Annotated in this window: 11 protein-coding genes; 7 read left to right on the forward strand and 4 right to left on the reverse strand. The window is 60.3% G+C overall.

Features of this window, described 5'->3' with window-relative positions; translation table 11 throughout:
* Window positions 1-12 precede the first annotated feature (12 nt).
* A complete protein-coding gene (locus tag IPM54_06435; GenBank protein MBK9259459.1) occupies window positions 13-462 on the forward strand; it encodes a hypothetical protein in 450 nt (149 codons plus the stop codon).
* A gap of 544 nt (window positions 463-1,006) precedes the next feature.
* Here the strand turns inward: IPM54_06435 and IPM54_06440 are convergent.
* Window positions 1,007-2,494 (reverse strand): hypothetical protein, encoded by a 1,488-nt coding sequence (locus tag IPM54_06440; protein ID MBK9259460.1) that lies wholly within the window; start codon window positions 2,492-2,494, stop codon window positions 1,007-1,009.
* Window positions 2,495-2,589: 95 nt separating this feature from the next.
* Between IPM54_06440 and IPM54_06445 the strand changes: the two genes are divergently transcribed.
* A complete protein-coding gene (locus IPM54_06445) occupies window positions 2,590-2,733 on the forward strand; it encodes a hypothetical protein (protein MBK9259461.1) in 144 nt (47 codons plus the stop codon).
* A 19-nt stretch (window positions 2,734-2,752) separates the two neighbouring features.
* On the opposite strand, the gene IPM54_06450 is transcribed toward IPM54_06445, so the two are convergent.
* Both IPM54_06450 and IPM54_06455 read right to left on the reverse strand, forming a co-directional pair.
* Entirely contained in the window at window positions 2,753-4,333 is a 1,581-nt protein-coding gene (locus IPM54_06450) for a C-type lectin domain-containing protein (GenBank protein ID MBK9259462.1), read from the reverse strand.
* 114 nt (window positions 4,334-4,447) lie between these two features.
* Window positions 4,448-7,213: a protein kinase gene (locus IPM54_06455; GenBank protein MBK9259463.1), complete on the reverse strand. Its 2,766-nt coding sequence runs from the start codon at window positions 7,211-7,213 to the stop codon at window positions 4,448-4,450.
* Window positions 7,214-7,314: 101 nt separating this feature from the next.
* Between IPM54_06455 and IPM54_06460 the strand changes: the two genes are divergently transcribed.
* Both IPM54_06460 and IPM54_06465 read left to right on the forward strand, forming a co-directional pair.
* Window positions 7,315-8,358, forward strand: coding sequence for an FHA domain-containing protein (locus tag IPM54_06460; protein MBK9259464.1), 1,044 nt, complete (start codon window positions 7,315-7,317; stop codon window positions 8,356-8,358).
* A gap of 56 nt (window positions 8,359-8,414) precedes the next feature.
* Complete coding sequence (locus tag IPM54_06465; GenBank protein ID MBK9259465.1) at window positions 8,415-10,181, forward strand: hypothetical protein; 1,767 nt, start codon at window positions 8,415-8,417, stop codon at window positions 10,179-10,181.
* A gap of 43 nt (window positions 10,182-10,224) precedes the next feature.
* Here IPM54_06465 and IPM54_06470 read toward each other — a convergent pair whose 3' ends face one another.
* Window positions 10,225-10,584: a hypothetical protein gene (locus IPM54_06470; GenBank protein ID MBK9259466.1), complete on the reverse strand. Its 360-nt coding sequence runs from the start codon at window positions 10,582-10,584 to the stop codon at window positions 10,225-10,227.
* A 13-nt stretch (window positions 10,585-10,597) separates the two neighbouring features.
* On the opposite strand from IPM54_06470, the gene IPM54_06475 reads away from it, so the two are divergent.
* From IPM54_06475 to IPM54_06485, 3 genes are all read left to right on the forward strand, one after another.
* On the forward strand, window positions 10,598-10,756 hold the full coding sequence (locus IPM54_06475; GenBank protein ID MBK9259467.1) for a hypothetical protein: 159 nt from the start codon (window positions 10,598-10,600) through the stop codon (window positions 10,754-10,756).
* 474 nt (window positions 10,757-11,230) lie between these two features.
* The gene (locus IPM54_06480) at window positions 11,231-12,481 is read left to right on the forward strand and encodes a VWA domain-containing protein (GenBank protein MBK9259468.1); all 1,251 of its coding nucleotides are present in this window, start codon (window positions 11,231-11,233) and stop codon (window positions 12,479-12,481) included.
* A 271-nt stretch (window positions 12,482-12,752) separates the two neighbouring features.
* Window positions 12,753-13,850, forward strand: a complete 1,098-nt coding sequence (locus IPM54_06485) for a hypothetical protein (GenBank protein ID MBK9259469.1) — start codon at window positions 12,753-12,755, stop codon at window positions 13,848-13,850.
* The last annotated feature ends 26 nt before the right edge of the window (window positions 13,851-13,876 follow it).

Raw genomic sequence — 13,876 nt, forward strand, 5'->3', positions numbered from 1 at the left:
CGAGTCTCCACCGTGGGTCTTCCCGGCGACGCGCGGATGGAGACCCAAAAACGACGATACCAAAAACCAGCGCGCCACGTGTGCACGATGGGCGTACGCTCCGGATGCATGGACCTCGGACGGCTCTTCGACGAGCTCGTGCGCGCAGCGAACAAGGCGGACATCACGGTCCGATCCGAGTCCTTCGATCCAAACTTGTCGGACGCGCGCAAGTGGCGTGGAGGGCTTTGCGTCGTCCGGGGCAAACGCGTGATCATCGTCGATCAGCGCGCGCCGCTCGTCGATCGCATCGCGACCGTTGCGGCGTCACTTGCATCCGTGGACCTCGAACACGTGTTTCTTCCGCCCATCGTGCGAGCGACGATTGGGGCGTATCAGCGCGAGGCAACCGATGCGCTCGTGCCCAATAAGGCGGGACCATTGCCGCCCGTTCGTGTGCGCAAGCCTCGTGGGGATGGATGAAGGAATTGCAATGCGGTCCGATCCGCCATTGCGCGGCATTGAACCACTTTGCAATGCGGTCCGATCCGCCATTGCGTCCCAATGAACCACTTTGCAATCAGTTCCGACCGCCCGGGCTCCCAACCCAAACCACTTGAGGGGGACCCACGCCCAACCACGGTCTGGACCCCCTCGTGAAGCAATCCGAACCACTCGAGAGGCGGTCTCGACGGGGGTAGGGAGCAACGGATGGGGTTACTTGCCGGTCGGATCCGGTTCGGAAGTGGTTTGGGTATCTGCGGGGACGGCTCGTGACCGGCTTTCGGCTTTCTTTTTGGCGTCGCGCAGGGGTCCAAAGATTGCGACTTTGGACGACGGCCCATTCGTCGTCAGCGCGCCAAGAAAAACCGCCCTTCGCAAACAGAATACCCACACGAACCATCTTCCCTTATTATCTCTTTCACGAGACCGTTCGCCTGGTAAAACACGCTGGCCATGACGGACGCGCCGCGTGCGGAGCCCGACAGGAATGACCACACTCGAGAAGGCGAGGGCTGGCCGTGATTCACGCAAGCGCTTGCCACCTGGATAGGCATTCGGCAGCCACCGTATCGGGATCGATGCCTGCGCCAAGACCGATCGTCGCATATTTGCGAGAATTGAAAAGCATCGGCGGTTCGAATATTGCCCAATTGCGTGGAGGGGCATCGATGAACACATCGGCAGTGCGGCCATGGCCTTCAGCGATCGTGTGCACCAGAATCGACGCTGCCGAAATGGTATCCGCAATGCGTCCAAGCAGCGATTGGTGGTAGAAGAATCCCAAGGGCTTGGATAACATCGCGCTGTTTTCGCCGGGAAAGCGACTTGCGGGTACTGCAAGCACGTTCATCGCGAAAACGATGTCCGCACCGAATTGCCTCAAGACGTTCGGCGGCGGTAGACCTGCAATGACGGAACCGTCGAAGTGCCGCGTACCGTCCACCGCGTAGGGCCCAATCATTGGAATGCCGCCGCTCGCGCGCGCAGCTTGTCCGAACGTTCCATCGACCACGACGGATGGCCGAGGCGCTGCATTTGGAGGCAGGGTCATCGCCATGGGAACGACGCGAATTTCAGTGTTGCAGACGCCGCAGCCTTCCAAGAAATTGTCGATGTAGCGCTGAACGACGGAAGAAGTGATGACCGAAGTGAGGGTTGCGGTAATCAATATCGACAAACCGCGCTCCGCCAACGCCAAAACACGCGGTAGCCCCCCGGTGGCGTAGCACGCAGAAAATGCGGTCGAACCACTGGCCCCGGAGAGCAAATCAATGGGCACCCCCGCCATTTCCAATGCCCGAAACAAAGGCACCAAGCGCATGACCGCAGCACCACCGCCGCTGATCGACACCCCCACTCGACGTTTCGTCACCGTACGCGCCCAACGTTCGAAAGACATTCGTACTCTACGATCCACATTCATCCAATTCGATTCGGCATGCGCGATCGGAATCGCTTCAGTATTCACGCGCATTCGACAGGCGTCCCGTTCTGGTGGATCGGGAGCGCTCCAACCATCGGCAATGTGATAAAACGAAATAGCGCCTGCATGTCCTGATGGCTCGGGGGGCAATAAAATTGCCGGCATGATCCTCCCTTCTTTCGGCCGCAACCACGAGATCATTGTCGCAGGCGATGCTGCAAACCTGTCCGAATACGGGAGCAAAGGGCTTACACCATGGAAAAATTGCGGATCCCCTCCAACGAACTCGACCAAAGTCGCGTCGTCGGCAGGTCGCAGGGTCAGAAATTGTGTGGCCCGCACGTTTCGCGATGCCGGCAAACGTGCCGCGACTTCCGCAACGAGGGCATCCATTCGATGGAAATGTACGAGTGACGATGGCTCTTGATCTGGACGATAAAGCGTCGCTGAAACCATTGGTTCGACGACGACAGCCCAATCCTCGAGGTGCGAGCTGATGGCTCTCGCAAGCAAATTGATCCACATCGACAAAGGCAGATCACCGAGAAAATGGCGATCTGCCTGGCATAGTATGAAGCGGTTCTTCATGTTGATCTCGCTTTCATGAGTTGCTTCGAGTGGCTCGAATATTTGAAATTCGCCAGCTTTACAGAGGGATTGTTCGTTTCGTGCCGTGGTGATCGATGCGCGCAGCGCCAATGCCCTATTTCACGCTCGCGCGCATCGATGCAGCATCAGCAGCGGAGCTCGAAGCGATGGAGTTGCGTGTGCTGAGCGCCTCGACGCTGGACGAAGTGCTTGGAAGTCCCACTCCAGGGTCGAGCTGAACGGTTTCGGATATCGCCGTCACGGCTTTTCACAAATGTACGGCAATGCCTGGTTGCAAGGCTCGTCGTTCCACGTTCCCTTCGGGAAAAACCGATTGATCTGCCCGCAATCCTCGTTGCCCACGTTGTTCGGTTCCCCGGGCTCCCAATTCGTGTACGCGACGGGCGATCCGTCGGTCCAGACGAACGTGCCTTCGACCGCGATGTCGTTCAGGCCAATCCACCATTTCATGTTCGCAACGGAGACCGCCGTATTATGAACGAAGCTGTCCTCCCCCGCAGAACCGATGCTCACGAGGTGATACCCGGCAGCTTGGCAAGCCGCTGACGCATTCGCAAAGGTGAGCACATTCGAGCAGAAACGGTATTCGCGCCCTTCGAAGGTCGCCACCGTGCAGCTACATATCGCCAGCTCGTCCACGGCGCCATTGCAGTCGTCGTCGATGCCGTTGCATACTTCGGTCGATGGCGCTTGCGTCGGATTGCAACTAACGACGCCACCTGCGCACGTCGTCATGCCCGCAGCGCACACGCCCGGCAGCCCCGTCGTGCACATGACGCCCCCACCAGGATTGCCTTCGTCCGTCGACCCATTGCAATCATCGTCGAGCCCGTTGCACGATTCCGGCGCAGGCATCTGCGTGGCATTGCAAGCAATCATTCCGCCGCTGCACGCAGTCATCCCTGCAGCGCACACGCCCGGTTGTCCCGTCATGCACGCCAATCCCCCGCCAGGATTGCCGTCGTCCGCCGTGCCGTCGCAATCGTCATCGATGCCATTGCACGCTTCCGCTTGCGGCGCGCTGCCCTTGCAAACGAGCGCTCCCGCTTCGCACGTCAACACCCCCGCCTTGCAAATGCCCGGCAATCCCGTGTCGCACGCTCCGCCCCCGCCAGGATTGCCATCGTCGACAATACCATCGCAATCGTCATCGATGCCATTGCAGCTTTCAGGTTGCGGCGCCGTCGTCGGATTGCACACGAGCTTGCCCATGCACGCGGTAATGCCTACGGAACACACACCTGGTTGCCCCGTATTGCAAGGTTTTCCGACGTCGGCAACGTCCTCGTCGATCGGCCCGTCGCAATCGTCGTCCAGCCCATTGCACAATTCCGCAACTGGCGGGAAAAGCTGCGAGCAAATGATCTCTGCATCCTTGCACGTCTGCACCCCCGTGCTGCAAAGACCGAGCTGCCCCGTCAAACACCCCGCTCCGCCACCCGGATTGCCCTCGTCGACCGCGCCATCGCAATCATTGTCGACACCATCGCAAACCTCGGTCGTGCAATTCCCTCCAGCGCCACCGCCGCCCCCAACGCCACCCATACCACCGCCGCCACCACTTCCCGCGACACCACCCACGCCGCCGCTGCCCGCCACGCCCCCGCTGCCAGCCGTGCCGCCACTTCCCCCGCTGCCCGCCACGCCCCCAATGCCACCATCGCCGCCACCTCCGCCAGCGCCCCCAATGCCCCCATCCCCGCCACCTCCACCCACCGACGTCGTCGCAAATATGTCGTCAAAATCAGTGCGACCACAACCGACGATGCCTGCACCGAGCAGCGAAGCCAACGTGCAAATGAGGGCAAGGTTCTTCATCCATTGCAAGATATCTCAGAATTCCCGAGCAGCCAACAGCTCGAAGAACATTTTGACATCACTGAACACGATGTTCGACGGTTGTCTATCTCACCAATTGATTTTAACCTGGCATCACGTCGGCCTGCACCCAAGCGCCTTCACCCGAGCTCGGGCTTGTCCGGCGCTCACGCTTTTCGGTTTGGCTTGTCCCCACCTGTCGAGCACCACTTGATACGCTCCACAAGCTCCTTTCGTGTCCCCCTTCGATTCTTTTGCCTGCCCGAGCCACAAGAATGCTCGCGTGTGCTCGAATGGGAATTGAAGTGCGGCGCAACTTCGAGCGGCTCCGTCGAGCCACGTAATGGCGTCATCTGGTCGGCCTGCCAGCAAATACATGCGACCCACATACGCATCGGCCATCGTTTCGGGCCGGAAAGGGGGCAGGGGAGCCTGACGCGACAAAACATCGATTGCATTTTTGGCTTCTTCCGCCGTGTACGCCGTCGACGCATGAGCATGCATCCACAAATAATTTCTCGCAATCGGTGTCGCGCGCGCTTCCCAATCACGGAGCCAAGCATCTCGCCGTTCCGTTCGTTCCGCGGCCGATAGCCGTTCCGATTCCGCCGCCGCGAACAGCAAGAACGGTGTCGCGTCTTTGGCCATGGCAATGTCCTCGGCACTCGGCGTCGGTTCCCATGCATCGCGCCGATCGAGAAAAGCCATGACGACTTCACCAGCTTCGCGCGTCCGTCCCGTCTCCAACATGATTTGCGCAAGCAGTTTGGCCGCAGCCCCTCGCTCTTCCTGCATGTGGCTCGTTTGCGTCAGCGCTTCGAGCTCGCGGGCACGCGTTTCGGCACCTTCGAAGTCACCCGCCAACATCCGCGCGAACAATCGCAACGTCGTAAATTGCTTTTTCGTGGCAACCGTCGTCGCAACCGGCAGCTCTTGACGGCTCGCCTCGGCTTGCGCAATGGCTTGTTCGACCGTCGCCAGCGGCTGACCTCGAGCTGCAAGCGATTCGGCCAGCACGATCTCACCGAGCGTGCGCGACGTGCTCGCCGCAATCATTCGACGCGCAACCTGCGCCATCTCTTCGCACTTACCCTCGCGCAATCGAAGCCTCGAAATGAGGTCCATGCACAAAGTCGATTCCGGTGCGACCTTCAAGCATTGCTCCGCGGCTTGTTCGGCCGCCTCGAACCGCCCCTCGTACGCCGTATACATGGCCAGTAGCACTCGAGCGTGAGCAAACCCTGGGTCGAGAGCGATGGCGCGATTCAAGTATCCATTTGCCTTGGCGAAGTCTTCGAAATTGGCCGTGGCAATGGCTAGGTAAAACCAAAAATGCGCATCGTTCGGAAACTTTTCGACGGCCTTCGAAAAACGTCGAATCGATTCGGCCCAATCCGATGGCTGACGCAAAAGAAGTGGCTCGATTGCATTCAAAAGGACGCGATCCTCGTCCGATAGCGTATCGACGAGGTCCATCGCCTTTCGGTAATGCGCGCGTGACCGCTCCGCAGCGGAATTGAATAGCGCCGCTGCTGCGAGCTGCACATGCGCCTCGGCCAATGTCGGATCGATTTCGGTCGCATGCACGAGGTTCGGACCCCACGACGAACCCTTGCGAAATTCGAGCATTCCTTTGCGGTACGCCTCGGCTGCGTCTGCTTTTCCCGATTTGGGCGACGGCAGCGCCATCATCGCCATCCCCGACGAGCTCGATCCGCCAGGGCTCACCATGGCCTCCGCATTCGGCCCCGGACCCGTCGACGCTTTCCAAAACCCGAGACTCGCAACGGCCGCCAACGACAAACCTGCCAACACGCCTACGATTCGCCTTGACAAACGAGGTTTTGGCTTTGGCGGATTGGCGAGTGAAATCGGCCCCTGCGGAAGTGTCGACTGAAGCGCCGATACCTCGCACGCTGCATCCAAATCGCGCGACAACGCACGCGCATCCGCGTAGCGATCGTCCGGAGCTTTGCGCAGGCACCGATGGACGACCGCTGCAACTTCCGCAGAAACGCCCGGTTCGACCTCACTTACGGCAGCCGGCTCGTCCCGCGTGATCGCGGCCATGAGGTCCACCGACGTCGAACCTGAAAACGGTCGCTTGCCCGTGAGCAGCTCGTACAGCATCACGCCGAACGAAAAAACATCACTCCGCGCATCGACGGGCAATCCGCGAGCTTGCTCGGGCGACATGTAACACGGCGTGCCCATGATGCGCCCCTCTTGCGTTTCCGTCGTCGAGTCGTCATCCAATGTTTTGGAACCCACGACCTTGGCAAGGCCGAAGTCGAGCAGTTTTACGTCGCCATCTTCGGTCAGCATTGCGTTTTCGGGTTTCAGATCCCGATGTACAACGCCTAGTTCGTGCGCTTTGGCGAGCGTTCGCGCGATCGAGCGCCCGATCTTTTGTGCTGCAACGATTGGGACGGGGCGGTTTTCGTCGAGCCAGGCGCGCAGGGTTTTACCGCGAACGCGCTCCATCGCGATGAATACCGTGCCGTCTTGCTCGCCCACCTCGAACACCGTCGCGATGCCCGGATGCGTCACCGCCGCAGCCGATCGCGCTTCGCGCAAAAATCGCCGGCGCCTTTCCACGTCGCCCGATGCAGGCAGCACCTTCAGCGCGACTTCGCGCCCCAGCGTCGGATCGACCGCTGCATAGACGATCCCCATCCCTCCACGTCCAAGCTCTCCGCGCACTTCGAAGCGACCGAACTTGTCCCCTGCTTGCGCGACGTGCACGGGACCATCTTCGCGCGAGGGCACACGCGCAACCTTCGCCAAGAACGGATCGTGCGTGATCGAGCCTTCGCTCGCCAGATCCGTCTCGCCCGGCACGGTCGTCGTCATGTCGTTGTCGGACCCCAGGGAGGTCATGCGCGGAGGAGTATATCGCGAATCTCCCCGATGCGACTGTGTGCTTCGTGCTCGTGAGCCTTGCGCTCCGCAACCTTCCATGCACCAATGGACGTCGACCGATGCGTTCACGTGACCAAGAAGATCCGGAAGCGACGGGCGTTTTCGGGCCGATGTTGCGGAACGAAAACACGCTCTTTCACGTCGAGGGCAGCGAGCGTGACGCGACGGCGCCCGGGCCGCGCGAAGCGTTTCTCGTAGCGTACGATCGTCTCGCCGATCTGGCTCGAGCCGCGCGTCGCCCAGGGTTCGTCATTGGTGTCGTCGACAAAGACATGCGACTGATGGCTGCCGAGCTTGGTGAAGCGGGCTGCGCCATTACCATCGGTCGGCATACGAAATGCCGCATTCGACTGCCCTCCGAGCGCGTCTCGCTGCGCCACGTCGTCGCCCTGGTTCTCGAAGACGAACCTGGCGTGCCCATGATTCGCTTGTGGGACCTCAATACGCGCGAGCCATTTTCCACGGAAGATGGAAACAAGAATTGCGCCGTGGTGTCCGACGGGCCGACGTATCTTGCCATCGGCCCCTTTGCGCTTTGGTTTTTGCCCTGCACAGCCAATACCAAATGGCCCGGTCGTAGCACCGAAGCGTGGGACGCGATGCCTCCCCGTTCTTTCATCGACAGGCGCGCACCTCTTCCGCCTTCGCGTCGCGCGGGTGTCAATGCATTGCCTCCGCCCAAGAAAAAGGGCAGTCCTTATCGCAGTTTCGATGAAAACTCGCGCATCACGACGCTCGCGCCCCCTTTGCTGCTCGGTGATGACGAAGAACCTGAATTGGCCTGGGCCACGATTCGCCTGCAATCTCGCACGGCCAAAGCGAAACGCAGCGTATCGGCCGAACGGCTCGAACAGGGGCTCTTGATTGGGCGTTACGAACGATGTGGTTTGTCGCTGGGCGAAATCGACAAGAACGTTTCCCGTGTACACTTGCTGCTCGTGCGCATTGGTTCCGATGTATGGGCAATCGATACGGGCAGCACCAATGGAGTGCGCAAAGCTGGCAAGGGGGTCGAGGCGCTGATTCTCGAGGACCACGATCGGCTCGAATTTGGGTCGAATATGATCCTCGATTGGGCCAAACTCGAACACGCCGAAGCTTGAAGAAAGCGAGGCCGGTCGTCGTGCACCATGCTCCTTTGAATCTGCGCGCTCTCACCATTGCCTTCGCGCTCCTATTCACGTCTTCTTCCGCATACGCGGGGCTCGGCGACCTCGCGGGCACCAAGCCGGGCGAGCTTGCTTTGGGAGGGCAATTCGCGGGCGCCGACGGTTGCGCGCTTTGTCATGGTGGTGGCTTTGCGGGCGACAAAACGTACTTGCCGCACGATTCCTGGGCCGGAACGATGATGGGCAATGCGGCCAGGGATCCCATTTTTCGAGCAGCTCTGGCGATTGCAAATCAGGACGAACCCGGCATCGGAACATTCTGCTTGCGCTGCCATTCTCCCATTGCATTCGTGCGAGGTCACGCGACGCCGCCCGATGGAAGCGCATTCGACGATGTCGACATGCAAGGCATTGGTTGTGACACCTGCCATCGAGCCGTCACGTCGGGTCCACCCGAGGCGCCTTATCACGTAGCCAATGCGCAAATCGTCTACACGAACGATTTGCACAAACGCGGCCCCTATTCCGATAGCAGCGTTCCCATTCACGAAACGGCGTTCGACCCAGCTCTGTCGACGTCGCACTTTTGCGGCCAATGTCATCAAGTGACAAACCCCATTCGAACGTTGCGCGACGCGAGCGGCATGCAAACGGCGCTCGAATTTCCGCTCGATACAACGTACCAAGAATGGCAAAGCAGCGATTATGCGGCGCCTGGTGGTGCAGGCTGCATCGATTGTCACTTGGAACGCGCTGCCGACGATTTACCCGTCGCCACGACGCCTTTCGCGCCCGTTCGGGAAAAACCACGCAATCACGCATTCGTTGGAGCAAACCTATTCGGCATCCAAGCTGTCATGGCGACCGACGTCGCGCGCGCAAATGCCTACCCCGACGCATTCGCCCTGGCGCTCGAACGTACCCAAAAGACGCTCCGCTCCGCTGCACGCGTCGAGCTTCTCGAGGCTCCGACGAATGCGCCACCCGGTTCCTCCATTGACATCACCGTGCGCGTCGAAAACCTTTCGGGGCATAAATTCCCCACGGGGTATGCCGAGGGGCGTCGCGCGTGGATCGCCGTCGTGCTCGCGACGCCCGACGGCGAAGAAACCTTTCTTCTTGGTGGATACGACCCGGCAAGCGGCGAAATCGTCGATGCGTCCTCGACGCACGTGTATCGAGCTCAGCATGGAAGGTGGAATGGAGTGGCCGCCGAACCTGCCGAGGACCTTGCACGGCACGACATGATTCTGTCGGACACGCGCATTCCGCCCAAAGGTTTCATCGGGGCGCTCGGTACGTTCCCGACGTCTGAAATCGACTATGGCAACATGGCGGAGGGCTTTCGTCATTTCGACGACGCATCATTTGCCTTGACAATCCCCTCGCATGTGGCGGGGGCATGCACGCTTTCGGCCCGCGTCTATTACCAACCCATCACGCGCAAGTACGTCGAACACTTGGCCGATGCCAATGTCACCGATGCAAGCGGACAGGAGCTGCTCGAGGTTTACGACGCACTTGGAGCATCGCCGCCCGAGCTCGTTGCGAGCCATGACGTTTCGATCATCATTGGCGACGAAGGACAAACTTCGAGCGCATCGAGTGGCGCGGGTGGCGATGGTGGCGGGGGTGGTACTGCTCCGACAAACGGTGCGGGCGGAGCGCTGCCCATGGATGCACGAGGATGTGATTGCACGGCTGCGCGCGATTCGAGCGGCACGTTTGGCGGCGTGTCGGCGCTCTTCGTGGTGGCTCTCGCGCTATCGAAGCGATCGAGAGCGCGTTTGTCGCGACGATATCGTTTGAATTCGTAGAAGTGACGCGGGCGGGACGATTACGTGTTGCGACGCTGTGCGCTCACGAGGACTTTTTGGCGCGTCCGCGTGCGGGCGCTGCTGCCGGAGCTGCGGTGGTTGCGGGCGCGGCGGCTTTCGCGGGAGCCTTTTTCGCGGCGGCTTTTGCGGGAGCTTTCTTGGCGGCAGCCTTTGCCGGAGCTTTCTTTGCAGCGGCTTTTGCGGGAGCGGCGGCTTTTGCGGGAGCCGCGGCTTTCGCCGGAGCTGCTTTCTTGGCGGCGGCTTTTGCCGGCGCCGCAGCTTTTGCGGGAGCCGCAGCTTTCGCCGGCGCCGCTTTCTTTGCGGGTGCAGCTTTTGCGGGAGCAGCTTTCTTTGCAGGAGCTGCTTTCTTTGCGGGGGCTGCTTTCTTTGCGGTTGTTTTCACGGGGCTGTCTTCCTTGCGATTGCTGACGTTGCGAGAACTGCTTTGGGTGCCGCTCTTGCTTTCGCTGGAGCTGCCTTTCTGGGAGTTTGTCTCGACAGATGTTTTGCGTGGCAAAGAGTTTCGCGTGGCGGGTTTTACGGCGCTGAAGAGTTTCCTCATTGGGGCGACGTAAAACTGTTTACAGCCTGTACTTCCTGCCGTCGAATTCGTCGCCAGCGTTTGTCATCTGCGCCCGCGGCCAAACGGGTCGCGAGCTATGAGAAGCGTAGGCGTCAATCGTTGCAGATGGCAATAGCTACTTCGCGGATGGTTTGGATGTAAAAAGGCGCTACGGACGCCCCCCATACCCCCCGGGTTCGAATGGATGGCCAGGCCCGGATCCAAATTAGATCTTTCTCAAATCTCGCACGTACAAGCGGGCATGCTGTCCAAGTCGATCGCCTTTTTGGCCGCCGCCGTCTGCGCGGGGTGTGCTTCCACTGCCCCCGCGACAATCACTTCTACATCCGCCCCCAAAAATACTCTTGCCAGCGCCAAGGAAATGACCTCGACCGCTGCGGCCAAACCCGTCGAGGTCGCGGCCGACGTGCACGACGGTCCGCGCGCCGGGGGTGCGTGGATTGGCGCCGCGCCGATCAGTGATTTCATCCTGCGAAATCAACGTGAAACGACGCTCGGTGTGTGGATCGATGTTCCATCTGGACAAACTGGTTTGCGTTCAAAAAGTTCCGTCGCGCTCGTCGTCGACACATCCGGATCCATGGGCGGAGAAAAAATCGAACACGCTCGTGCCGCAGCTCGCCGCCTCGTCGATAGTTTGCCCGATGGCGACATCCTTTCCATCCACTCTTTCTCCGATGAAGCTAGCGTCAGGTTTGTCACGTCCGTCCTTACCCCGCACACGCGCATGGAAGCCCATTCGGCCATCAGGTCGCTCGGTGCAGCGGGCGGGACAAACCTCTTCGATGGATTGCGCACCGGCGAGCTTCATGTTGCAGCCAGTCCGACGACCCATTCCGTTCGTCGAGTCATCGTCGTATCCGATGGCGTTGCTACCGTGGGTCCCACGTCCACCGACGTTCTTGGCAGCATCGCGGAAAAGGGAGCCGATCACGGCATTCAAGTCACCGCGATCGGTGTCGGTCTCGACTATGACGAACGCACGCTCAATGCTCTCGCCGTGCGTTCGAGCGGCCGATTGCACCACATCGAATCACCGGACGACATGACCGCCGTCCTTGCCGAAGAATCACGCCTCTTCAACTCCACGCGAGCGACCGACGTGGTTGTCGAAATCGTACCTGCTCCTGGCGTGTCGCTCGTCAGCGTTGCCGGAGCTCGAACGATGCCCGCGGGCACGAGTGGTCTTCGCATTCCGCTCGGATCCATGTTCAGCGGACAGCATCGCGAGATGGCCGTGAAGGTTCGGATTGACGAACCGAGTGTCGTCGGGTCGCAGCCGCTTGCAAGCGTTCGACTGTTTTTCAAGGATGCAGCGGAGCAGGGTTTGTCGCGGGTGCAAGAAGTCGTGGCGCGGTACGAAGTCACCGATCAACCGGGTGTCGTCGCGAAGCATGAAAACGATCGAGCGAAAACGATTGCAGCGGTGCACGAAGCTGCCGAGGTTGCGATCGCTGCCGCGCAAGACGTCAGCGCCGGACGATTCGATGCGGCCGAGGACACGTTTGCGCGAGCGCAGGAAAAGCTCGCGGCGGTGGCAGCCAATGTGCGTGACGCCAAGGAAAAGGAACGCGTGCTCACGGTGGCGAAACGAATGGAGTCGGCCCGACAAAGCTCACGCGCTGCCGCTTCGGCTCCGCCTGCCGCAGCTCCCGCGGCCCGTCGATCGAAGGCGCTCGACATCAACTCCGCGTTCATGCACGAGAGCGGTTATTGAGACCGGGCCAGGGTTTGTACGCTCGCTTCGCGGGCGTGGGACGCCCGCTTCGCGAGGCTTGGTTCACGTTGGGGGGGCCGAGGCTCGCCTCCCGGTGCTTTTGCGCTTCGCACAAAAGCACGGCGAGGCTCGGCCCCCCCAAACCCCCCGATTTTTCCCTTCATCAAATCGTTCGCGACCCGACTCCCCCCAAACTCCCCAACTCTTTCCCTCTCATTAAAATACGCGGAGCTCTAGAAAACCTCCCTCGAACGCGCCAAAATGCTCCCCGATGCGCGCGCTCGAACCCCTGCTTTTCGTCCTCCTTGCTTCAATCCCCCTCGCCGGTTGCACGGCCGATCCCATCGTCTGCGACGAAGGCCTCGTGCTTTTTCGCGGCGCGTGCCTCGATCCCGTCGCCCGCTACGAGCCATCCTCCCAGCTCGACCCCGATAACGTCGTCGCTTATGGCGATCCCCTCACCGAGCTCCACCTGCCGCCACCTCCGAAGAGCGGTTTTCGCATCGTGGCGCCGCCCCGAACGCTCGCACCTGGCGAAGAGGTGAGCCTTTGTCTGTCGTGGCCCATTCCGGATCTTACGCACGACGTCGTTCATGCCGCGCGCCTTTACACGACGACCGGCCTTCATCATTCCAACGTCGTTGCCAAACCCATCAAAGAAGAGCTCGGTCCGAATCCATACCCCGAGTGTCATCCAGGCGCTTCGGATCCCTTCGTCAATATCGGTGCAGGCATCCCCGACGTCCTTTTTGCGAACTCGACGCAAGTCGAAGGCCAAGAGACCATCGCGTTCGGCAATGGTATGGGGTACGTCCTCGACACCACGCGCGAAATTGCGACGAGTATTCACTTTTTGAACACGCGCACCGAATCGCAGCGAATCGAAGTCGTTTACGACTTTTTCACCATGCCACGTTCCGAATTGACGCAGGAAGTGGCTCCATTCGTCGTGAACGTCGAAGAATTCTCCATTCCGCCGCATACCACCGAAGTCGTGGAAGCTACCTGCACGGCGTTTGGCGGCAACATCGCCATGATCATGCCCCACACCCACGACCTCGCACAATGTTTCACAGTGGACCTGTTGCCCTTCAGCGGCGGCGAAAAACGAGTGTTCGACGACGGCGCCTTCGACCTAGAAAGCGACATCCGCCGTTACGACCCGGCGCTGAACATCGACGATGCCGAGCGAATTCGGCACCAGTGCACATTCGTGAACTCACGGGACGTCGAAGTGCATTACGGCATTGGCAAGAACGAGATGTGCACCTTTTTTGGCTACATCTACCCGCCCGAAAAACAATTCGCCGGTATCGTGGCCAAGGATGGCGGTCCCTGTAATTCCGTCCAGCTCGGGCTATTCCGCTAATGGAGATTCAACTGGGCGCGGTCGTC

Source organism: Polyangiaceae bacterium (assembly GCA_016715885.1).
In the GTDB taxonomy this organism is placed as follows: Bacteria; Myxococcota_A; Polyangia; order Polyangiales; family Polyangiaceae; genus Polyangium.